The organism is Pseudomonas sp. NY15435 (assembly GCF_048068295.1).
Taxonomy (GTDB): Bacteria; Pseudomonadota; Gammaproteobacteria; order Pseudomonadales; family Pseudomonadaceae; genus Pseudomonas.
Map to the genome: position 1 here is coordinate 11,837 of NZ_JBLUQA010000009.1, position 23,013 is coordinate 34,849.

General features: G+C 66.4%; 17 protein-coding genes. 14 read left to right on the forward strand and 3 right to left on the reverse strand.

Annotated features, from left to right (window positions below; genetic code table 11):
- Positions 1-79: 79 nt before the first annotated feature.
- Entirely contained in the window at positions 80-697 is a 618-nt protein-coding gene (locus ACNFH5_RS20850; RefSeq protein ID WP_416749188.1) for a LysE family transporter, read from the forward strand.
- A 141-nt stretch (positions 698-838) separates the two neighbouring features.
- A complete protein-coding gene (locus ACNFH5_RS20855) occupies positions 839-1,783 on the forward strand; it encodes a Dyp-type peroxidase (RefSeq protein WP_416749643.1) in 945 nt (314 codons plus the stop codon).
- Positions 1,784-1,787: 4 nt separating this feature from the next.
- Here the strand turns inward: ACNFH5_RS20855 and ACNFH5_RS20860 are convergent, their stop codons facing one another.
- Positions 1,788-2,693, reverse strand: coding sequence for a LysR family transcriptional regulator (locus tag ACNFH5_RS20860; RefSeq protein ID WP_416749190.1), 906 nt, complete (start codon positions 2,691-2,693; stop codon positions 1,788-1,790).
- A gap of 176 nt (positions 2,694-2,869) precedes the next feature.
- On the opposite strand from ACNFH5_RS20860, the gene ACNFH5_RS20865 reads away from it, so the two are divergent.
- Together ACNFH5_RS20865 and ACNFH5_RS20870 are read left to right on the forward strand one after the other, a co-directional pair.
- A complete protein-coding gene (locus tag ACNFH5_RS20865) occupies positions 2,870-3,619 on the forward strand; it encodes an SDR family NAD(P)-dependent oxidoreductase (protein WP_416749192.1) in 750 nt (249 codons plus the stop codon).
- Positions 3,620-3,733: 114 nt separating this feature from the next.
- Positions 3,734-4,492, forward strand: a complete 759-nt coding sequence (locus ACNFH5_RS20870; protein ID WP_416749194.1) for a class I SAM-dependent methyltransferase — start codon at positions 3,734-3,736, stop codon at positions 4,490-4,492.
- 12 nt (positions 4,493-4,504) lie between these two features.
- Here the strand turns inward: ACNFH5_RS20870 and ACNFH5_RS20875 are convergent, their stop codons facing one another.
- Positions 4,505-5,203, reverse strand: a complete 699-nt coding sequence (locus ACNFH5_RS20875) for a phytanoyl-CoA dioxygenase family protein (protein WP_416749196.1) — start codon at positions 5,201-5,203, stop codon at positions 4,505-4,507.
- A 186-nt stretch (positions 5,204-5,389) separates the two neighbouring features.
- On the opposite strand from ACNFH5_RS20875, the gene ACNFH5_RS20880 reads away from it, so the two are divergent.
- From ACNFH5_RS20880 to ACNFH5_RS20925, 10 genes are all read left to right on the forward strand, one after another.
- Positions 5,390-6,169 (forward strand): efflux RND transporter periplasmic adaptor subunit, encoded by a 780-nt coding sequence (locus tag ACNFH5_RS20880; protein WP_416749198.1) that lies wholly within the window; start codon positions 5,390-5,392, stop codon positions 6,167-6,169.
- Positions 6,166-7,485: an efflux RND transporter periplasmic adaptor subunit gene (locus tag ACNFH5_RS20885; protein ID WP_416749200.1), complete on the forward strand. Its 1,320-nt coding sequence runs from the start codon at positions 6,166-6,168 to the stop codon at positions 7,483-7,485. Before ACNFH5_RS20880 ends, ACNFH5_RS20885 begins: the two co-directional genes overlap by 4 nt.
- Positions 7,486-9,579 carry an HlyD family efflux transporter periplasmic adaptor subunit gene (locus ACNFH5_RS20890; protein ID WP_416749202.1) on the forward strand — a complete coding sequence of 698 codons (2,094 nt, stop codon included), beginning with the start codon at positions 7,486-7,488 and terminating at the stop codon, positions 9,577-9,579.
- Entirely contained in the window at positions 9,569-10,378 is an 810-nt protein-coding gene (locus ACNFH5_RS20895; protein ID WP_416749204.1) for an aspartyl/asparaginyl beta-hydroxylase domain-containing protein, read from the forward strand. Before ACNFH5_RS20890 ends, ACNFH5_RS20895 begins: the two co-directional genes overlap by 11 nt.
- Complete coding sequence (locus tag ACNFH5_RS20900) at positions 10,378-11,331, forward strand: sulfotransferase family protein (protein WP_416749206.1); 954 nt, start codon at positions 10,378-10,380, stop codon at positions 11,329-11,331. The genes ACNFH5_RS20895 and ACNFH5_RS20900 overlap by 1 nt, the downstream gene beginning before the upstream one ends.
- Before the next feature lie 202 nt (positions 11,332-11,533).
- On the forward strand, positions 11,534-12,046 hold the full coding sequence (locus tag ACNFH5_RS20905; protein WP_416749208.1) for a GNAT family N-acetyltransferase: 513 nt from the start codon (positions 11,534-11,536) through the stop codon (positions 12,044-12,046).
- An 11-nt stretch (positions 12,047-12,057) separates the two neighbouring features.
- Positions 12,058-12,366 carry a DUF6916 family protein gene (locus ACNFH5_RS20910; protein WP_416749210.1) on the forward strand — a complete coding sequence of 103 codons (309 nt, stop codon included), beginning with the start codon at positions 12,058-12,060 and terminating at the stop codon, positions 12,364-12,366.
- A gap of 67 nt (positions 12,367-12,433) precedes the next feature.
- Complete coding sequence (locus tag ACNFH5_RS20915; RefSeq protein ID WP_416749212.1) at positions 12,434-13,042, forward strand: phage tail protein; 609 nt, start codon at positions 12,434-12,436, stop codon at positions 13,040-13,042.
- An 81-nt stretch (positions 13,043-13,123) separates the two neighbouring features.
- Positions 13,124-20,350: a DUF4347 domain-containing protein gene (locus ACNFH5_RS20920; RefSeq protein ID WP_416749214.1), complete on the forward strand. Its 7,227-nt coding sequence runs from the start codon at positions 13,124-13,126 to the stop codon at positions 20,348-20,350.
- A gap of 62 nt (positions 20,351-20,412) precedes the next feature.
- Positions 20,413-21,900 carry a TolC family protein gene (locus tag ACNFH5_RS20925; protein ID WP_416749216.1) on the forward strand — a complete coding sequence of 496 codons (1,488 nt, stop codon included), beginning with the start codon at positions 20,413-20,415 and terminating at the stop codon, positions 21,898-21,900.
- Between the two features lie 54 nt (positions 21,901-21,954).
- Here ACNFH5_RS20925 and ACNFH5_RS20930 read toward each other — a convergent pair whose 3' ends face one another.
- Complete coding sequence (locus ACNFH5_RS20930) at positions 21,955-22,929, reverse strand: DMT family transporter (protein ID WP_416749218.1); 975 nt, start codon at positions 22,927-22,929, stop codon at positions 21,955-21,957.
- Positions 22,930-23,013: the final 84 nt, after the last annotated feature.

Sequence of the window (23,013 nt, forward strand, 5' to 3'; positions counted from 1 at the left end):
AGGGCGAAGAGAACTGCCTGCAAACAGCAGTGATAGACTGGCTTTCTTCGACCCACCGTGCCTGCCCAGGAGATTTTCCATGTTCGGAGTGACCGATTACGGTGCCTTCCTGATTGCCTTCGTGGTACTCCTGGCCATTCCCGGCCCTGGCAATTTTGCGCTGATCACGGCGACCGGCAAGGGTGGTGTGCGGGCCGGGCTGGCGGCCACGTGCGGGGTGATTCTGGGGGACCAGGTTCTGCTGTGGATGGCGGTGGCAGGGGTGGCGACGCTGCTCGCCACTTACCCGGCGGCGTTCCATGCGGTGCAGTGGCTGGGCGCGGCCTATCTGGCCTGGCTCGGGCTGCGCATGCTGATGAGCAAGCCGGGCGAGGCGCCGCGGCAGAGCCGCATGGACAACGGCCACTATCTGCGCCAGACCATGCTGATCACCTTGCTCAACCCCAAGGCCATCGTGTTCTACATGGCCTTCCTGCCGCTGTTCGTCGACCCGGTGAAACACCAGGGGCTGGTGACCTTCGCCTTCATGGCGGCGACCGTGGCGGTGGTGACCTTCCTCTACGGGCTGGTGGCCGTGCTGCTGACCCACAAGCTGGCTGAGCGCATGCGCGCCAATCCGCGCGTCGCCAATCTGCTGGAGCGCCTGGCCGGCGCCTGCCTGCTGGGCTTTGGCATCAAGCTGGCGGCGATGCGTTAGGCGCGACGTGGCATCTGTTTTACCGAAGGGCCGGCTCGAATGACCGGCCCTTTGTTTTTCGCCGCCAGCGTTGTCACGCCGGTGAGCGAACTGCTTTGATAATCTCATCCTCCCCGATTCCGATGGCGGCGAATGGAAACCATGGTCAACGAATCCCCCGTACCCCAGGCAGTCGACAGCCCGATCACCCGCAGCGCGATCTTCCTGGTCGCGACACTGACGCCAGGCAAGGACTGGAGCCCGGTGCGCGCACTTTGCGAAGACGTGGCGGCGCTGGTGCGCTCGGTCGGCAAGCGCGTGCCGACGGGCAATCTGTCCTGTGTGCTGGGTTTTGGCTCGGCGGCTTGGGATGCGCTGTTCGGCGCTCCACGCCCGGCTTCCCTGCATGCCTTCCGGGAGATTGGCAGCGGCGAGCGGGTCGCGGTTTCCACGCCAGGCGATCTGCTGCTGCACATCCGCGCCGAACAGATGGACCTCTGCTTCGAACTGGCTTCGCAACTGGTCGCGCGCCTGGGCGATGCGGTGACGGTAGTCGACGAGGTACAGGGTTTCCGCTACTTCGACATGCGCAGCATCATCGGCTTCGTCGACGGCACCGAGAACCCGGAAGGCCGCGAGGTCCCTCACTTCACCCTGATTGGCGACGAGGACGCGGACTTCGCCGGCGGCAGTTATGTGCTGGTGCAGAAGTACCTGCATGACATGACCGGCTGGAACCAGCTCTCCACCGAAGCCCAGGAACGCATCATCGGGCGTACCAAGCTGGCCGACATCGAGCTGGGGGACGACGTGAAACCGAGTTGTTCGCACAGTTCGCTGACCACCCTGGAGAAGGACGGCCAGGAAGTGAAGATCCTGCGCGATAACATGCCGTTCGGCCGGCCCGGTGCAGGGGAGTTCGGTACCTACTTCATCGGCTATGCCCGCTCGCCGGCGCCGGTGGAGGAGATGCTGGAGAACATGTTCGTCGGCCGTCCGGCCGGCAACTACGACCGCCTGCTGGACTACAGCACGGCGGTGACCGGCAGCCTGTTCTTCGTGCCGTCGGCCGATCTGCTCGAGGCTTTGGCCGACAAGCAGCCCTGAGCGCTCAACCGGCGACCCGCGTCGGGAAGCATTCCACCAACCAGTCGATGAACACCCGCAGGCGGTGGGTGACATAGCGGTTGTGCGGATAGACGACGTGGAAAGGGTAGGTCGCGGGGCGCCAGTCCGCGAGGATCTCCACCAGGGTGCCGTCGCGCAGGGCTGCACCGGCAGCATAGGAAAAGGTCTGGATGATGCCCAGGCCGGCGACGCACGCGGCCAGATGGGCGTTGCTTTCGTTGACGCCGATACGGTGCTCGAGTTTCAGCTCGCTGCGTTGTCCGTCGCGCTCAAAGCGAAAAGGCACCGCCCGGCCATTCTGCGGTGACAGGTAGCTGACCAGTCGATGGCCATTGCGCAGCTCCTCCGGGTAGGCGGGGACGCCGTTGTGGCGCAGGTACTCGGCTGATGCGCAGGTGACCATGGTTGCCTGGCCGATGCCGCGCGCCACCAGCGACGAGGCGTCCAGCGCTCCGCCACGGATCACGCAGTCGACATTGTCGCTGATCAGGTCCACCGAGCGGTCGGAGACGCCCAGGTCAATGCGGATATCCGGATAGCGCGCGAGGAAGTCCGGCAGCAGCGGCAGCAACACGTCCCGCGCGGTCGAGCCGCCGACATCGATACGCAGGTGGCCGCGTGGCTTGCTGCGGGCGATGTTGAAGGATGAATCGATGTCCTCCAGGTCGCGCAGTACGCGGCTGGCCTTGGCGTAATAGTCCTGGCCTTCCGGCGTCACCGTGACGCGCCGCGTGGTGCGCTGCAGCAGCCGCACACCCAGGTGTGCTTCCAGCTCCTGCACCAGCTTGCTCAGCGTGGCGTTGGGCATGTCCAGCGAGTCGGCGGCGCGGGTGAAGTTGCCCGCTTCCACCACGCGGGCGAAGGCGCGGATGGCCTGGAGCTGATCCATGGGAACTCCTGTGACGGGATCGTTCGATTATCCATGTGCGTGGATAGTCATTCCATTGTATGCGCTTTTTCGGTTAATCGACGAGCCCTAGAGTAGCGCCATGCCTCACCGCAAAGCCGCGCCAGATGCCGGCCTGAGAGGCAGGACCCTCAACTCGGAAAGCTCAGGAGCTCATCATGAACAAGTCCCTCACTGGTAAAGTTGCGTTGGTCACCGGCGGCAGCACCGGAATCGGCCTCGGCGCCGCACAGGAGCTCGCTGCGCAAGGCGCTCGCGTGTTCATCACCGGCCGCCGCCAGGCCGAACTGGACGCCGCCGTCGAAGCCATCGGCCCGGCTGCCACGGCGATCCGTGCCGACGCTTCGGTGCTTGCCGATCTCGACGCGGTGTACTCGCGGATCGCCGAGACCGCAGGCCGCCTGGACATCCTCTTCGCCAACGCCGGCGGCGGTGACATGCTGCCGTTGGGCGCGATTACCGAAGAACACTTCGACCGCATCTTCGGCACCAACGTGCGCGGCGTGCTGTTCACCGTGCAGAAGGCGCTGCCGCTGCTGACCGATGGCGCGTCGGTGATCCTGACCTCGTCCACCACCTCGATCCAGGGCACCGCCAACTTCAGCGTGTACAGCGCGAGCAAGGCTGCCGTGCGCAACTTCGCCCGTTCCTGGGCGCTGGACCTGAAGGACCGTGGCATCCGCGTCAACGTCGTCAGCCCCGGCCCCGTCCGCACGCCTGGTCTTGGCGACCTGGTGCCCGAGGAAGCACGCCAGGGCCTGTTCGATGCGCTGGCCAGCCAGGTGCCGCTGGGCCGCCTGGGCGAGCCGCGGGAGATTGGCAAGGCGGTTGCCTTCCTGGCCTCGGAGTCCGCCAGCTTCATCAATGGCATCGAGCTGTTCGTCGATGGCGGCATGGCGCAGGTCTGATCGCGCAAAGGCCGGGCAAGCTGCAGGCCTTGCGCCGGCCTGCGGCGCTGGTCGGCGAGCCTGCTTGCCCGGTACATTCATGCCAGGCAACCGTCAGGACAGGAGCCGTCAGCCATGAATTCCCCCTCCACCGACCTGCGTAACTGGTTCGACCAAGGCGGCCAGGCTTATGCGCGCTTCCGCCCCGAGTACCCGGCGGAGCTCTCCGCCTACCTCGCCTCGATGGCGCCGGACCGCGCGCTCGCGGTCGACGTGGGTTGCGGTAGCGGACAACTGACCCGGCAACTGGCCGAGCATTTCAGCGCGGTTGTCGGCTTTGATCCCAGCGCGGACCAGATCGCCCATGCCGCCCTCCACGAACACTTGAACTACGCCTGCGCTCCGGCCGAGGGCCTGCCGCTGCAAAGCCGCAGCGCCAGCCTGATCACCGCCGCTCAGGCCGCGCACTGGTTCGATCTGCCAAAGTTCTATGCCGAAGTCCGGCGGATCGCTGAACCCAACGCGATCCTGGCGCTGATCAGCTATGGCGTGCTGCGCCTGGAGGGCGCTTTGGGTGAGCGCTTCGAGACGTTCTACTGGCAGGAAATCGGTCCTTACTGGCCCGCCGAGCGCAAGCTGGTGGACAGCGGCTACGCCACCATTGATTTCCCTTTCGGCGAATTTCCGGGGCCGGAGATAGCCATTCGCCTGGAGTGGAACCTCGAGGAGTTCCTCGGTTACGTCTCCACCTGGTCGGCGGTGCGCAGCGCCCGCGAGGCCGGCCGCGAAGACCTGTTGCAGTCCTTCGCCACCGACATGGCTGCGCGCTGGGGCGACCCCGTTGCTCGGCATCGGGTCAGTTGGCCGATCAATATGCGGATTGGGCGGGTGTGAAGCCCCGCTCAGTCACCGGTGTGCGCGTTGCCCTGCAGCGCTTCGTTCGACGCCCGCTGGATCGAAGTGCTCGCTCGTGTCCATGCGGACATTGCGCAATTTCAGCGTCTCCAGATGCGCTGCGTAAAGGGGTTCGGCCCGGTAGCTGATTAGGATCGTGCGACGGCGCGCACCCGTGATGTTCTGGCTACCGGCATGCACGAGGTCGACGTCGAACACCAGGATGTCGCCGGCCTGGCCGCTCAGATGCACGGAACGGGACTCGTCGTTGAAGTCGAAGTTCGCCTCTGCAGCAGAGGCTCGATGGCTGCCGGGGATGATCCGGGTGGCGCCATTTTCCGCCGAGAAGTCATCGAGGAAGGCGAGGGCGCTGACCATGTCCCCCGGACGCCGGGCCGACAGATCGCGATGCAGTTGTTGATGACCACCGTCCGGCAAGGGCTCGCGCCCTTCGGCCTGGGCGAGGAAGAAGCGCTCGCCGATCAGCGTGCCCGCAGCCATCAGCATTGACGGCAGACGACATACCGCCTGGACGGCGGGCTCCAGGTCCATCTGCGCGTGGAGCCAGTCCATGCCGCGGGGCACGGGCCAGCGATCCGAAGGCACGACGTTGGCATCGAAAGCCGCGCGCAGCTCTTCCAGCATGGGGAACGGGATTGCCCGGCGCAGCAGCGCGTAACCATCGGTGTGGAATCGCTGGTGATCGAACATGCCTGCGTCCATATGCCTGTCGTCCTTGAAGTCTGTCGATGGGCCCGGCCTAGAGCGGTTGCCGCGTTGAACCAGGTTTTCGCTGGTGCTGACCGGCAGCCAAGCCTACGGAGGATTTCTGCTGCGGCCAATATCCGCCGCTTGCGGAGTACCGTAGACTCCGCCGATCTGCAGGGAGAGCTGACAATGCATAAAGGGATCTGGCTGGGTTTTGGGGTGTCGCTGTGTGTGGCGGGAGCGGCCTATGCCGCAGACCCAGCTCAGGACGACCCACTGCTGTCGAGCCCGCCTTCCTCCAGTGGTTCGGGCGATGTTCGCGGCATCCTGCGGGCGCGCGACCAGGCGATGCTGTCCAGCGAACTGGCCGGGCGCATCCTGGAGATGCCCTTCACCGAGGGGCAATCCTTCCGCAAGGGCGATGTGCTGGTGCGCTTCGACTGCTCGGCCTATCAGGCCCAACTCAATGCCGCCCAGGCGGGCGCCAAAGCGGCCAGCGAGCAACTGGGGCACAACCGCCAACTGGCATCGCTCAACTCCGTGGGACGCTTCGAGGTCGCACTGGCCGAGGCCAAGCTCTCCGAAGCCCAGGCGCAAGCTCAGGTCTACAAGGTCCAGGTCGGCCGCTGTGCGGTGGTTGCGCCCTTTGACGGCCAAGTCGTGCAGCGCAAGGCGCAGCCCTTCGAGAGCGTTTCCGGTGGCGCACCGCTGCTGGAAATCGTCGATAACCGCAGCCTGGAAATCCGCCTGCTGGTGCCCTCGCGCTGGGTCGCAAGGCTGAAGGCGGGGCAGTCCTTTACCTTCGTTCCCGATGAAACCGGCGAGCCGCTGCAGGCCGAGGTGAAGCGCCTGGGGGCGCGGATCGACGAGGGCAGCCAGATGCTGCCGCTGATCGCCACGCTGCCGGCCGAGACCAAGGGCCTGCTGGCTGGTATGAGCGGGACGGCACGCTTCGCGGAGACGCCATGAACGCACCGCAGGTCGGCCTGGCCGAGCGGGTCTTCGCGCAGTTCCTCGAGCTGGAGCGCCAGGCGCGGGCCTGTCCGACGGTGGAGCAGCTGGCGTATCACATGGTCAACGACGCCCAGTCACTGTTCGGTTACCGCCATGCGGCGCTGCTGATCGCGGGCAAGGTCAGGGCGCTCACCGGTATCAGCGTGGTGGAACCCAACGCTCCCTTCGTGGCTTTCGTCGAGCAGGCTTGCGACCAGTTGCACCAGCTCGATGCGCTGGGCAAGGCGCAGCGCGTCGACTTCCAGCAGTTGGGTGCGCAGCAGCAGGCCGATTGGCAGGAACTCTCTGCCGGCGAGGTCTTCTGGTTGCCGCTGGCTGATCGTCAGGGCGCAGTCTTCGGTGGCCTCTGGCTGGCCCGCGAGCAGTCTTGGAGCGAGGCAGAGCAGGCGTTGCTGGTGCAGTTGGGCGATGCCTATGCGCATGCCTGGACTGCCCTGCAGCCGCGCAAGCCCTGGCGGCTGCGCTGGCCGAGGAAGAAGCTGCTGGCGATTGCCGCAGCGCTCTGCCTGCTGCTGCTCGCGCCAGTGCGCCAGTCCGTGCTGGCGCCGGCCGAAGTGGTGCCGCTGGATGGCCAGGTGATTGCTGCCCCGCTGGACGGCGTGATCCAGCAGGTGCTGGTCAAACCCAACCAGGCAGTGAAGTCCGGCGAGCTGCTGGTGCGCTTCGACGCCACCACGCTGCAAGCGCAGGCTGACGTCGCGGAGCGCTCCCTCGGCGTGGCCGAAGCCGAACTCAAGGCCAACTCGCAACGCGCCTTCTCCGACGCCGAATCTGGCGCCAGGGTCGATCTGCTGGCGGCGCGAGTGGAGCAGAAACGCGCCGAGCGCGACTACGCCCGCGACCTGCTGGCGCGCGCCGAGGTGCGGGCGCCACGCGACGGCATTGCGGTATTCGCCGATGCCGAGCGCTGGACCGGCAAGCCGGTGCAGACCGGCGAGCGTTTGATGGAACTGGCGGACCCGCACCAGGCGGAGCTGCGCATCGACCTGGCGGTAGCCAACGCCATCCGCCTGGCGCCGGAGGCAGAGGTGCAGCTGTTCCTCGACAGCGATCCGCTGAACCGTTATGCCGCCCGCATGTCTCGCAGCGCCTATGAGGCCCAGCCGGTCGCCGGCGGACAGTTGGCCTATCGGCTGGACGCGCGTTTCGACGCCGCGCCGCCGCGGATAGGTCTGCGCGGCACCGCCAAGCTCTATGGCGAGCGAGCACCCATCCTGCTCTATGTGCTGCGTCGTCCTCTGGCGGCACTGCGCCAGACGGTGGGCTTCTAGATGGCGCTACCGGCGCTGCGTTCCGATCTGCAACTGTCGCCAGGCGCCCCGGCGCTGGATGGCTCGCCGCAATGGACGCTGGCTGACCCACTGCGTGGGCGCTACTTCAAGCTTGGCGTGGCGGCGATGCGCCTGTTGCGGCACTGGGCGCTGGGTGATCCGCAACAGGTGCTGCAAGCGGCCAACGCCGAAGGTGGGGTTCTCCTGGGCGAAGAAGAGTTGCAGCAGTTGCTGATGTTTCTCCGCCAGCAGGACCTGATCAGCCCGGCCGACGGCGAGCAACGCGGTAGCTACCGGCAGAAGGCCGCGCTGCAGCGCCATGGGCTGTGGAAGTCCCTGCTGCACCAGTACCTGTTCTTCCGTATCCCGCTGTGGCGCCCGGATGCCTTCCTCAATCGCGCCTGGCCCTGGCTGGCCCGCCATGGCCGGCTGCTGCTGCGAGTCGGCCTGCCCTTGACCCTCGGCATGGGCCTGCTGCTGGTGGCGCGGGACTGGGACCGCTTCCTGGCGACCTTTCCGCACCTGTTCAGCTTCGGCGGTGCGCTGGCCTTTGGCGTCGCGCTGCTGTTCGCCAAGCTGTGCCACGAGTTCGGTCACGCCTTCATGGCCAAGCGCGCCGGATGTCGGGTGCAGAGCATGGGCGTGGCCTTCATGGTGATGTTGCCGTTGTTCTATACCGATGTCAGCGACGCCTGGCGCGTCAATGACCGACGCTCGCGCCTGCTGATCGGCGCCGGAGGCGTACTGGCGGAACTGACGCTGGCCTGCGTGGCGCTGCTGGCCTGGTCGCTGCTGCCGGACGGCCCGTTGCGCACCTCGGCCTTCATGCTGGCCAGTGCGACCTGGGTCACCACCTTGCTGGTCAACCTCAACCCCTTCATGCGTTTCGACGGCTATTTCCTGCTCAGTGATCTGCTGGGCGTCGAGAATCTCCAGGGGCGCGCCTTCGCCCTGTGCCGCTGGCGCTTGCGCGAGGCGTTGTTCGGCTACGGCGACCCGATGCCCGAGCCCTGGTCCGACGGGATGCGCCGGCGCCTGCTGCTGTGGGGTTATGGCTCCTGGCTGTGGCGTGCGGCGCTGTTCCTGGGGATCGCGCTGACGGTCTACCACCTGTTCTTCAAGGTCCTGGGCATCTTCCTGATGCTGGTGGAACTGGTGTGGTTCATCGGCCTGCCGATCTGGCGCGAGCTGCGCGAATGGTGGCAACGCCGCGACCAGGCGCAGCCCTCCCGGCTGGCCTTGCTTGGCGCCGGCCTTGCGCTGGTGTTGCTGGTGCTGTTGGTGCCCTGGCGCGGCAGCGTGGAAATCCCCGCCGTGCTGGAGGCCACCCGCGCCTCGGCGCTCCATGCCCCCGTGGCGGCGCGGCTCAAGCGGGTGGCGGTGAGCGATGGGCAGAGCGTCGCCGCTGGCGAACTGCTGCTGGAACTGGAATCGCCGGACCTCGACGCGCGGCTGCGCATCACCCGTCGGGAAATCGATATCACGCAATTGCAGTTGCGGCGCCAGGCCGGTCGCAGCGAGACCGCCGCCGACGTCGGCGTGCTGGAACAACGCCTGGCCGAAGCCGTGGCCGAGTACCGCGGCCTGGCCGCGCAGCGCGAACGCCTGGACATCCGCGCGCCCCACGGCGGGGTCGTGCGCGACCTGCTGCCGGAACTGGTTCCCGGCCTCTGGCTGTCGCCGCGTCAGGCACTGGCCCGGGTAGTGGAGCCGGGCGTGCGGCTGCGCGGCTATGTCGCCGAACAGGCGGTGTGGCGCGTCGAGCCCGGTGCTCAGGGGCGCTTCGTCGCCGATGACCCGGCGCGCCCGGCACTCCCGGTACGCCTGGAGTCGGTGGATGCCACCGGCACTGCGCACCTGGACCTGGAAGCCCTGGCTTCCGACCGCCAGGGCGCCATTGCCGTGCAGCGAGACAACGAGGGGAGGGCGCTGCCGGTGCAAGGCCAATATGCCGTGCGACTGAGCGCCGAGCAGCCCGTTGAACTGCTGCAACCGGTGCGCGGCGAAGTGGTGCTGGCAGCGCGCGGCGAGTCGCCGCTCAGCAGCATCTGGCGACGGCTGGCGGCGCTGGGGGTGCGCGAAAGTGGATTCTGACACCCGCCTGCCGGCCTGCGCCCGGCTGCCGCTACGCTTCGCGACACCAGCCCTGGAGGCCGCCGTGGCGGCATTGCCCGCCAGCGCCTGGGTCACTCATTTCAATACCGCCTACCATACCGGCGGCTGGAGCGGCGTCAGCCTGCTGGCTCCGGAGGCGGCGCCCCACGCGTTGTCGGCGGGACAGGGCAGCGACACGCTTCCGCCCAGCGCAACACGCTGGCACGGCCCGACCTGGCAGGAGCTGCTGCAGTCCATCGACATGCCCATCCGTTGTGCCCGGTTGCTGCGCCTGGAGGCGGGCAGCCGCATCCGTGAACACTGCGATCCCGACCTGGGCGACCCCGAGGGCGACGTGCGCCTGCATGTGCCCATCCTCAGCGGGCCGGGCGTCGAGTTCCTGCTCGAAGGGCATGTAGTGCCGATGGCGCCGGGGGAGTGCTGGTTCCTCGACCTGGCGCGACCGCATCGGGCGGAGAATGTCGGCGAGCAGGCACGGGTGCACCTGGTGATCGACGCCCGGCGCAACGACTGGCTGCGCCGCCAGATTGCCGCAGGGCTGGAGGACACTCCGGCGTCCCGCCCGGCCAGTTCGACCCTGGCCTTCGCCGAATTCTGCCGCCAGGTAGCGTGCCGCACGGACCTCGCCGCGGCGCTGCGCGATCTCCAGGATCCCCGCGATTTCTGTGAGCGCACCGTCGCCCTTGGCGCCGGCCTGGGGCTGCGTTTCCAGGACGATGATGTCCGTGCGGCCATGCGCCGGGGAAGGCAGGCGTGGCTGGAGCAACGGAGCTACTGATGGGTGCCGGCGATGGAAGCGATGATTGGCAAGGCTGGCTGCCCATCCGGGTGTTCGCCGCAGGGGATGATTGGCGCGTCGACTGGTGCTGGTTCGGCGACGCGCCGTTGAGCGAGCCGTTCTTCAGTGACAGTGTGCGCCGCGCGCTGCGTCTGCCGTTCAACCAGGCGATGCGCCGGGAAAGCTCGCTGGAGGCCCTGAGCCAATGGCGCGAGGCAAGCCCCGGGGTAGCGCCCAGCCTGTTCATCCACCATGCCTCGCGGTGCGGCTCGACTCTGCTGGCGCAGTTGCTCGCTAGCGACGGGCGCAACATCGTCGTCTCCGAGGCGCCGGCGCTGGATGCACTGCTACGCGCGGAACTGCCGGCTACGCTGCGCAACGAAGGGTTGCGCGGCCTACTCAGCGCCTATGGGCAGCGCCGCCTGGGGCCGGAACAGGCCCTGGTGGTGAAGCTCGATGCCTGGAATATCCACCAGGCATCCCTCCTGCATCGCTTGTATCCCGCCACGCCAAGCCTCTTCGTCTACCGCGATCCGCTGGAAATCCTCGTCTCGCACCTGCGCCAACCCGGCATGCATATGGTGCCGGGATTGCTGGGGTCGCCAGCGCCTGAGCCGCCCGGGGCGCTGAGCGGGCCGGAAAGAATGGCGCGGCAGATCGGCGAAATACTGCAAGGCGGCTTGAGCCTGTGCCGGGAGTGGGGAGCCCGGCCGGTGAACTACAGCGAATTGCCTGAAGCGGCCTGGCAGCGGCTGGCGCCTCTGTTGCAGGTGGAGGAAGCGGACCGACCGCGTCTGCAGGCAGTGGCCGGGACGGATGCCAAGCAGCCGGGCATGCCCTTCAGCCCTGACGGCGAGCGCAAACGCGCGTCGGCGGACGAGAGGGCGCGGGCAGCGGTTGAGCGCTGGGCCATGGCGCCTTATGAGTCCCTCGAGGCCCTGCGCCTAGGGTAGGGCAGGGACGCGGCACTCCGGGAATAAGCGGGCGGGGGCGCCTTTGAAGTCGCGCCTGCGCAAAGACTGATTATTGGCGCCGAAATCCAGTGGCGAATTGCCTTCAGCATCAGGTAGTCTTGCGGCACATTGCGTGCGCGATTCAATAACAAAAGGGTGTAGGCGGTCTCCCAGGCTGCCGTATGAAAGGACTCACAGCACCATGACTTCACTCGCGTTGAGGTTCCGTTCCGCCGTGGACGCCGATCTGGCGTTCCTGCGCGCCCTTTATGCGAGCACCCGTTCCGCCGAGTTGGCCCAGGTAGCCTGGGAGCCGGCCGCCATCGATGCCTTCCTCGTCCAGCAATTCGACGCTCAGCACCATTACTACCAGGCGCAGTTCCCCGACGCCGAGTTCCTGGTGATCGAGGCGGACGCCCAGTCCGTCGGTCGCGTCTACCTCCATTGGGGCTCCTCCCATTTGCAGATCATCGACCTTGCCCTGTTGCCCAGCCATTGCGGCCTGGGGATCGGTAGCCGGGTGCTCGGTCAGTTGCTCGAACGCGCCGATGCCCAGGGCCTGAGCGTTGGCCTGCATGTGGAGAACTACAACCCGGCCCAGCGACTGTACGCCCGCCTGGGTTTCGCCGTGGTCGGCGAAAACGGCGTGTATCTCAAACTGCGTCGGCTGCCCGGCGCCGTGCCGCAGGCCATCGCGCCCGCCGCCCTGTCGTGAAGGAAACCCTCATGTATCCGATGCCCACCCGGCAAGGCCTGCAGCAGGCACAAGGCTCCCGCTTCCAGTTGTGGATCGCCCCGGACCAGGCCCTGGATGTCGAGCTGATCGAGGTGCTCAGCGGCAATCCGATGAGCAGCGAGTACGAGAGCTTCAGCGCGGCGTTCGCCTTGCCCGAGCAGTGGGATCTGCCCCAGGCGCTGTACCGCCTGTCGCCACCGGACGAGGAGGGCTGGCTGCTGCTGCTGACCCCGGTGCAGCCCGCCGCCGACCGCCGTGCGGTGCTCCAGGCCGTCTTCCATTCTCGCAAGGCAGCGTAGCGACCCATTCCGGCGGCTGCGAACCTGGCCGCCATATCCAGCGATTGGCATCAAGGAGAGGCAATACGTGGAACCCTTTATCGGTGAGATCAAGATGTTCGGTGGCAACTTCGCGCCGCGCGGCTACGCATTCTGCCAGGGACAGATCATGGCGATCGCGCAGAACACCGCGCTGTTCTCCCTGCTGGGCACCACCTACGGCGGGAATGGCCAGAACACCTTCGCCTTGCCTGACCTGCGTGGGCGCGCCCCGGTCGGCCAGGGGCAGGGCCCCGGCCTGTCGCCGATTACCCTGGGTGAGGTCGCGGGTGTCGAGAACACCACGCTGACCATCAACCAGATGCCACAGCACACCCACACCGTGACATTCGGCTCGCCGCTGACCGCCACCGGCCAGGCCGCGATCCCGGCTGCCTCGGCCAGCACCGCGACCCAGGCAGCTCCTGGCGCGACCACCGTGCTCGGCCCGATCGCCGCTAGCGGCCGCCCGGGCACGCTGTACTCCACCACGGCGGCGGATACCACCTTGCAGCCTTTCACCATCACCTGCAGCGGTAGCGTGCCGAACGGGACTATCACCCCTGCCGGCGGCAGCCAGCCGTTCTCGCTGCGTACCCCTTACCTGGGCATCAACTTCATCATCGCGCTGGAAGGGGTCTTCCCGTCGCGCAACTGATCGCTCGGTTTCGACCGTAACAGCAGCAAACAGTGGAGCGGGGGATTCCCCGCTCCCGACCAAGAGCAGTGGAGGTGGGTCATGTGGTGGAACAAGGCAAAGCGTGCAGTACCGGTCAAGGCCGCGGTGAAACCGGCCCTGGCGATGGCGCTGGAACCGCGCATGCTGTTCGACGGCGCCGTGGCCGCCACCGTGGCCGAGGCGGCTGACGCCAAGCCGACCACCGACACCGCCGCGAAGGACGCCCAGGCCCACCCGGCACAGGACAACAGCGGTCACGAAGGCAGTCAGGACGCGCTTTCCGCCGTGCCCGCCGGCACCTCGGACCACCGCCAGGAAGTGGTGTTCGTCGACGCTCACGTGAAGAACTACCAGCAGTTGATCACTGGGTTGAAGCCAGGTACCGAGGTGGTGGTGTTGCAGAGCGGCAAGGACGGTCTGCAGCAGATCGCCGACTACCTGCAAGGGTGCAGCGACGTGGGCAGCATCCACATTCTCAGCCATGGGGACGTTGGCAAGATCGAGTTGGGCGGAGAGTGGCTCGATGCGTCTTCTTTGGCTTCTCACCGTGATGCGCTGACCCGAATCGGGCAGGCGCTGGGCGAGCAGGGCGATATCCTGCTCTACGGTTGCAGTGTCGGCGCCCAAGGGGCTGGCCGCGACTTCATTCAGTCGCTGGCTAGCGCGACCGGCGCTGATGTTGCTGCTTCCGACGACATGACCGGCGCCGCAAGTCAGGGTGGTGACTGGATGCTGGAGCAACACGTGGGGGGCATAGAGGCTTCGGTTCTGGTGTTGAGTGACTACGACGCGTTGCTGGCCGCCCCTTCCAGCGAAAACTTCGATGGAGTTGTCACCGATAACGGCGGGCGCAGCTTCGGCACGCCGGGGCAGTCGCGGATCATCAACAACTGGACCTTCACCCTGCTCAATGCCCAGGGTACCCAGGATACCGGCCAGGACAGCTACGTCGACGTGACCCAAATGGTCGAGGACTCCAGTCTCGCCAATGGCTCCAACGACCATGCTGTCTTTCTCAACGGCACCTACCAGGGCGGTAGCACTGGCACCCAGGCAGCCGCAGTGTTCAAGGCCACTTCGGGCGAGGAGTTCGCGCTCACTTCCCTGATGGTCGAGCGCGGCCTGTCCGACTCTGGCGCCTATCGTCTGGTGGGCTACCGCGATGGTGTTGCGGTTTCCGGTGCGACGCAGAATTTCATCGCTGGCGATTACGGCTCGGGCGGTACGCTGGTGACGGTTTCGGGCACGGCATGGAAGTTCATCGATGAAGTGCGCATCGTCCGTCAGGACGGCGCGGCTGATGTGTCGGTCTATCTGGATGACATTACCGTGGGTGTGGCTGTGCCGCCTAATGTGGCGCCTACGGTGAACAATCTCAACGGCGATTCCGTCACCTTCGTCGAGAAGGCAGGTGCCGTGCTGCTCGATGCTGGCGGCAATGCCCAGGTGACCGATGCCGACTCGGCCGACTTCGCCGGGGGGACGGTGGTCGCTTCCATCACGACCAACCGCGTGGCGGGCGAGGATTTGCTGTCCATCCGCAACCAGGGGACGGGGGCAGGGCTGATTGGTGTCAGTGGCAGCAATGTGACTTATGGCGGCATCGTCATTGGCACCTTCAGCGGCGGCAGCGGTACCACTGACCTGACTATAACGCTCAATTCGGCAGCCAATCCGGCAGCCGTGTCTGCGTTGTTGGCGAACCTCATCTACAGCAACAGCAGTAGCAATCCCAGCCTGCAAGCCCGGACCATCACCATCGGCGTGAACGATGGTGACAGCAGCAGTGTTACCAACAGCCAGGTGACCGTCGCCATATCCGCGGTCAACGATGCGCCGACGCTGAGCCCCGCCAACAATACGGCCAGCTACACCGAGGGCGGCAGCGCCGCGGTGCTGATGGGTGGCCTGGTGGTGGCCGATGTCGACAGCACAACCTTCCAGGGCGCCACGGTCAGCATCAGCGATTTTCGTGCGGGTGACGTGCTGTCAGTGGTTGCTTCCGGTGGCTTCTCGGGTAGTTACAATCCCGCCACCGGTGTGCTGCAGATCAGCGGCAGCGGCTCGCTGGCCTCGCTGCAGGCCGTGCTGCGTTCGGTGACCTATTCGTCTTCTTCGGACGACCCCACCGTCGGCGGCACCGACATGACCCGCCAGGTCAACTTCACCGTGATCGACGCCGAGGGCGCCACTTCCAACCTGGCCACCGCGCAGGTAACGGTGACCGCCGTGAACGACGCTCCGACATTGTCCGGTGGGCCCTACGCATGGGCCGGCACCAGCGAAGACGCCACGTCGAGCGAGGTCAGCGTATCCTCGCTGTTGTCTGGCGTGAGCTACGCCGATGGCGATGGCCCGAACAGCGGCATTGCCATCATCGCCAGCACCGGCAACGGTATCTGGCAGTACTCCACCGATGGGGTGACCTGGACTGAGGTGGGCAGCGTCAGCGGCACCAGCGCCCTGATGCTGTCGGCCACCACCCAGTTGCGCTATGTGCCCAACGGGCAGAATGGTGAGACGGCGACGCTGTCGTTCCGGGCCTGGGACCGGAGTGTCGGCATCGCTTCCACCAACGGTGTGCGCAGCACGAGCGACACCAGCACCAATGGCGGCAGTACCGCGTTTTCCAGCGGCACAGCCCAGGCGGTGATTATCGTCAGCAGCGAAAACGATGCGCCCGTGCTGACACCGACGGCGCCCACGCTCAACGGACTGACTGACTCGGACGTCAACAACGTCGGCCAGGCCGTCTCCAGCTTCCTCGGCGGCGTCAGCGACGTCGACAACGGGGCATTGACGGGCATTGCCATCACCGGCATGGACTCGGGTGTTGGCGGTACCTGGCAATTCAGCGTGAATGGAGGCGCCAGCTGGCAGAACGTCGGAGCGGTTTCCTTCAATTCGGCGCTGCTGCTGCGCAGCAGCGACCGCGTGCGCTTCGTGCCGGACGGCGTCAATGGCACCAGCGCAAGCATCACCTACCGAGCCTGGGACCAGACTGACATCACAGCCGGCCTGCAAGGCACCAAGGCCAATGCATCCGGTGCTGGTGGCGGCTCGCCGTACTCCATCGGCAGCGACACCGCCTCCATCACCGTCACAGCGATCAACGATGCGCCGCTGGTCACCGCCAGCGGTGGCAGCGCCGCGTTCGTCGAAGGCGATGGCGTCGCTTCGACTCCAGTGGTGATCGATAGCGGCATCACGGTGACGGACGCCGACTCGCCGTTGCTGCAGAGTGCCTCAGTGCAGATCACCGGCAATTTCCAAATGATTGAGGATGCGCTGGGTTTCACCAGCAATCCGTCGACCATGGGCGACATCGTCGGCATCTACGACAGCAGCACCGGCACCCTGCACCTGACTTCCGCCGCCGGCGCCACCGCCGCGCAATGGCAGGCGGCCCTGCGCAGCGTGACCTACTCCAACAGCTCGGACACCCCGGTCACCAGTAATCGCACCGTCACGTTCGTGGTCAGCGATGGATCTGCGTACAGCAGCGCGGCCAGCCGCTCGGTGACCATCACGGCGACCAACGACGCGCCTGTGGTCACGGTGCCGGGCGGGCTGACGGTGGTCGAAGATACGCCCACCGCCATTACCGGGATCAGCTTCTCGGACGTGGACGCCGGCTCCGGCACCGTCACCGTTACGCTCTCGGTCGGCAGCGGCAGCCTGAGCGCGACCTCCGGTATCGGCGTCACCATCGGCGGCACTTCCAGCGCGATGACGCTGACCGGCGCGATCGATAACATTAACCTCTTCATTGCCAGCGCCCGGGTCACCTTCCTGACTGCTGCCAACGCCACGGCCGACGTCATCCTGACCGCCAGCATCAACGACAACGGCCAGTCCGGCGGCGCCCCCCGCAGCGACAGCGACACGCTGCTGCTCAGCGTGACGGCGGTGAACGATGCACCGAACATCAGCGCACCGGGCAGCATCGCCGTGACCGAGGATGTCTCGCAGGCGCTGACCGGCATCAGCTTCAGCGATATCGACGCCGGCTCCGGCACTGTCAACGTGGAGTTCAGCGTGCCGCCCGGTGCCGGTTCCCTCAGCGCCCTCAGTGCCTCCGGGGTCACCGTGTCGGGCTCGGGCAGCGGCACCCTTGGCCTGTCCGGGACGCTTGCCGATATCAATGCCTTCGTTGCCAGCGGCATGGTGCGCTACACCACTGCCGCCAACGCGACCAGCAACGTGGTGCTGTCGCTGCGGATCGATGACGGCGGGCATAGCGGTAGCGGAGGCAACCAGACCGCCAGCACGACCGTTACCCTGTCCGTCAGCGCCGTCAACGATGCGCCGGTGAACCAGGTGCCGGGCAACCAGAGCGTGCTTCAGGACGGCACGCTGGTGTTCGGTGTCGGCAACAGCAATGCGATATCCATCAGCGATGTAGACGCCGGTGGCGGCGCCCTGCAGGTAACCCTGACCGTGACCAACGGGCTGGTGAGCCTGGGCAGCCTCTCGGGGCTGAGCTTCCTGGTCGGCAACGGCACCGGCGATGCCACCATGACCTTCGTGGGTAACCAGGCTGACATCAACAACGCGCTGGCGGGCATGACGTTCAGCCCTACCTCCGGCTATTACGGTGCGGCCTCGCTGCAGATCACCACCAATGACCAGGGGCTCAGCGGTTCCGGCGGTGCCAGGACCGATACCGATTTCATCAGCATCGACGTTCGCCAGCCCAACCCGACCATTGTCGGCGTCAACAGTGCCACCCCCGATGGCGGCTACAAGGTCGGCGACAGCATCAGCATAACCGTGACCTTCGATCAGGCGGTGGTGGTCAGTGGCGGGACGCCGACCCTGCGGCTGGAGACCGGACTCATCGACCGCGATGCCGTCTATGTGAGTGGCAGCGGAACTTCCACCCTGGTCTTCTCCTATGTGGTGCAGGCCGGGGACCGGAGCGCCGACCTCGACTATGTCAGCAGCAGCGCGCTGTCGCTCAACGGCTCCTCGATCAGCGCTGCCAGCCTGGGCCTTCAAGCTGTTCTCACGCTGCCGGCGGCGGGAACGGCGAACAGCCTGGGCGCCAATGCCGCGCTGGTGATCGATGGCGTGGCACCGGTGATCAACTCGGTCAGCGTGCCCGCCAACGGCACCTACGTGGCGGGGCAGTACCTCGACTTCACCGTCAATTTCAGTGAGAACGTCACGGTCGACGCCACCGGCGGCATACCGCGCATCGCGGTGACCCTGGACACCGGCGGCACTGCTTTCGCCCAGTACCTGAGTGGCAGTGGCGGCAGCGCCCTCGTGTTCCGCCTGGTGGTGGCAAGCGGTCAACTGGACGCCAACGGAATCACCCTGGGCTCGTCCATCCAGGCGAATGGCGGCGCCCTGCGTGATGCGGCCGGCAACAACATCATTACCGGCCTCAACAACGTGGCGAGCACCAGTGGCGTACTGGTCGATGCCAGGGTGCCCACGGTCAGCAGCGTCAGCGTACCGGTCGGCGTTGCCTATAACGCTGGCGATACCTTGACCTTCGTGGTCAACGCCAGCGAGGCAGTTGTGGTCAACGGCGTCCCGCGCCTGGCCCTGGATATCGGCGGCCACACGGCGTTCGCCAACTACGTCGCCGGTTCCGGCACCTCGACGCTGGTGTTCCAGTACACCGTCCAGGCCGGCGACAACGACGCCGATGGCATCAGCATCGGTGCCCTCAGCGCCAACGGTGCCACGCTGCGCGATGGCGCCGGCAACGACATGAACCTGACGCTCAACAATGTTGGCGGCACCAGTGCCGTCATCGTCGACACCGTCGCACCGACCCCCAGCGCCATCGTCACCCTCGACCCGTCGCCGACCAACGCCGGCAGCGTGCGCTACACCGTGACCTTCAGCGAAGGCGTCAGCGGCGTCGACCTGAGCGACTTCACCCTGGTGGGCACCGGCACCGCCGCGGGTAGCCTGAGCGACCTGCAGCAGATCGACGCGCACACCTACCAGATCACCGTCAGCGGCGTGTCCGGCACCGGCACCCTGGGGCTGAATCTCAACGGCAGCGCCACCGGTATCGTCGACGCGGCGGGCAACGCTCTCAGCGGCGGCCTGACCGGCGCGGTTTACAGCGTCGACCGGGATGCGCCAACCGTTACCGCAGTCAGCGTGCCTTCGGGTGGCCTCAACAACGCGGGCGATACACTCGACTTCGTGGTGCAGACCAGCGAGGCCGTGCTGGTGGACGGTTCGCCGAAACTGGCGATCGACATGGGCGGACGTACCGTCTACGCCGACTACGTCAGGGGCTCGGGCAGCAACAGCCTGGTGTTCCGCTACACCGTCCAGGCCGGCGACAACGACGCTGACGGCATCCAGGTTACTGGGCTTTCCACCAATGGCGGCTCCCTGCGCGACGCCACCGGTAATGCCCTGAACCCGTCCCTGAATGGCCTCGGCGATAGTCGCGACGTGCTGGTGGACACCCGCGCGCCGACTGCAACCGGAGTCGTGCGTCTGGACCCGTCGCCCACCGGCGCAAGCACGGTGAACTTCCTGGTGACCTTCGACGAGGACGTCAGCGGCGTCGATGCCAGCGACTTCTCCCTGGTGACCAGCAACTCCGCCAGCGGCAGCATTCTCTCCGTAGTCCAGCTGGATGCGCGGATTTACCAAGTAACCGTCGGCAACGTGAGCGGGCAGGGCAGCCTGGGCCTGGCGGTCAATGCCGGTGGCATCAGTGACGCAGCGGGCAACGCGCTGGCCAACGCACTGCGTGGCGACAGCTATGTTATCGGATCTCTGTCCGATGGCGACCCGGAGTTCCGTATCACGACGCCGAGCGTACCGCCGGTCTCGTCGCAGGTTTCCTTGCAGCCCAATGTGCCGGTGGTCGTCACGCCGCAGGGCACCTCGCCGGTGCTGCCGCCGTCGCTGTTCCCGAGCGAAGGAGCGGGCGGCCTGCCGCCGCTGGGCAATATCTTCATCCAGAACGGCGCGCCGTCGCAGAGCTTCATCGCCCAGGTGTTCGGCGATTCGGCCTTCGGTGACGGCAGTGGCCACGGCTTCCTCGGCTTCGGCGGCGGTGATGGCGGGGTGTTCGGCAGCAGCACGCTGTCGAGCGTTTTCAGCCGTGACGGCTCCGATCAGAGCCAGCCGTTGAAGGCTTTCGACCGCCGCAGCGGTGATATCGACCAGGGCATCCGCGGCATCTTCGGCGCGCCGAGCCTGGCGCAGCAGCTGCAGCAGATCCACGAATCCGAACAACTACCCGTGCGTGAGCTGGCCTGGGCGCTGGGGCAAGTTGCCCAGGGCCGCGACGCATCCTGATCAGCACATTACCAAGTAGAACAAACACAAGAACGAAGCCGTAACGAGGGGGACGGCCAGGGATGAAAAAACACACGACCTTGCTAGGGATCAGCTTGTTGGCGCTTGCCGTGTCCGGCTGCGCTGTTACCACGCAACCCATCGACCGCAGCGTCAGCGAGCAACGCGCCCGCGACGACCTGCAGTCGATGTTCAAGGATCAGGAACCGCTCAGCGGCCCGCTGACCCTGCACGAGGCCATGGCCCGCGCCGTGAAGTACAACCTCGAGTCGCGCCTGAAGGTGATGGAGGAGGCGCTGTCACGCCGCCAGCTCGATCTCGCCACCTTCGACATGCTGCCGCGCATGGCGCTCGAGGCGGGTTACGCCGGGCGTAACAACCAGAGCGCCTCCAGCAGCCAGAGCGTGCTGACCAATACCCAGTCGCTGGAACCTTCCACCTCGCAGGACCGTGACCGCGACGTCGCCGACCTGACCATGGTGTGGAACGTGCTGGACTTCGGTGTCAGCTACGTCAGCGCCAAACAGCAGGCAGACCAGCGTCTGATCGTCCAGGAACGTCGGCGCAAGGTGGTGCAGACCATCATCCAGGACGTGCGCTCGGCCTACTGGCGCGCGGTCGCCGCGCAACGCCTTCTCGACCGCATCGACGCCCTGATGGCGCGGGTCGACGGCGCGCGCAAGGACAGCCAGCAGATGAGCCAGCAGCGCATCGGCGACCCGGTCCAGGCACTGGGCTACCAGCGTGCTCTGATCGAGGCCAGCCGCCAGCTGGAAGAACAGCGCCGCGCGCTGTCGCTGGCCAAGACCGAACTGGCCACGCTGATCAACCTGCCGCTGGGCACCGAGCTGACCCTGGCCGCGCCGGAGGGTTACGACGTGCCGGAGCTGAAGGTGGGTATCGAGCAACTGGAGCAGCAGGCCCTGGCCTCCCGCCCGGAACTGCGCGAGCAGGACTACCAGGCGCGTATCAGTGCCGCGGAAACCCGCAAGGCCATGCTGCGCCTGCTGCCGGGCCTGGAATTCTCCGCCGGCGGGCATTACGACTCCAACAGCTTCCTGGTCAACAACCGCTGGGCCGACTACGGCGTGAAGGTCACCTGGAACCTGTTCAACGTCCTTTCCGCACCGGCGGCCATCGACGTGGCCAAGGCTGGCGAGAACGTCAACGTGGCGCGTCGCCAGGCCATGTCGATGGCAGTCCTGGCGCAGCTCTATGTGGCCAACGCCAACTACAACGAGGCGCGCCGCCAGTTCGTCACCACCCAGGAACTGGCCAGCTTGGACAACCAGATCGTGGGACAGCTGCGCAACCGTCATCAGGCGCAGGGCATCGGGGAGCTGGACCTGATCCAGGGTGAACTCAATGCCCTGCAGGCTGACCTGCGCCGCGACCTGGCCTATGCCGAACTGCGCAACAGCTACGGCCAGGTGTTCGCCTCGGCCGGCGTCGACCCGCTGCCCAGCAATGCTCCGGACACGAAGCTGAGCACGCTGGCCAATGGTCTGGCTGAGAAGGAACGCCAGCTCGACAGCGGTAACGTGCAGTAGCCGCCGGTGCACCAGTGCCGGAGCGGCACTGGCGCACCCTTCGAGTGACAGTCTTCAGCCAGCAGTCTTGCAATCCTCGGCCTGCTCCTTCGGCGCAGCCCGCGCCGCCGCAGGCTTGGCGCCGGACAGTCGCGATACCCCGAACAACACCAGCGCCAGGCCGGCCACCTGGTAGATCGAGATCGCCTCGCCCAGCAGCGCCCACGAGGCGAACACGGTGAGCACTGGGCCCAGATTGCCGAACGCCGCTGCATGGGTGGCGCCCATGCGTTGTATGGCCAGCGCCATCCAGTAGATCGGTAGCACGGTGGAGATCAGTGCCATCAAGGCGCCGTAGGTCCACACCGAACCGGGCAGGCTCGCCAGTTGTTGCGCATCGCCGGTTACCGCGTAGTGCATCAGCACCATTACCGATGAGGCGAGACCGGCCAGCGCGGCCAGGCGCATCGAGCCGACGCGCTGGATCACCGCGGCGGTGCCGATGTAATACACCGCGTAGGTCACGGCGCTGGCGAAGACCCAGATGGCGCCCAGCAGGATCTGCCCGTCGCTGCCTTCCACCTTGATGTCATGGACCAGCGCGATGCCCAGGCCCAGGTAGCACAGCGCCATGGCCGCGAGGGTGCGCGAGCTCGGCCGTTCGTGGGTGATGGCCATCTGCAGGAGCAGGACCAGGGTCGGGTAGGTGAACAGGATCAGCCGTTCCAGGCCTGCGCTGATGTACTCCAGGCCGTAGAAGTCGAACAGGCTCGACAGGTAATAGCCGACCAGACCGAGCATCAGGATGCGCATGCCATCGGCCAACGAAAGCCGTTCCTGCTGCGGCCCCTTGCTGAACCATAGCAGCCAGAGGAACAGCGGCAGTGCCAGGCCCATGCGGATGGCCAGCACGGTCACCGCATCCACGGAGGCGGCCGCGTAGGACAGTTTCACGAAAACGGCCTTGAGGCTGAAACCGGTGGCGGATAACACGGCGTAGAACACGCCATTGTTCAGGCTGCGCTGGTACAGGGAGCTCAGATTGTTCATGTCGGCAGGAAGGCAGGGCCAGAAATGGCCTTATTCTAAGGCGAAGGCTGTGGCGCTAGAATCTCATCTTGGCGAACATTGCTT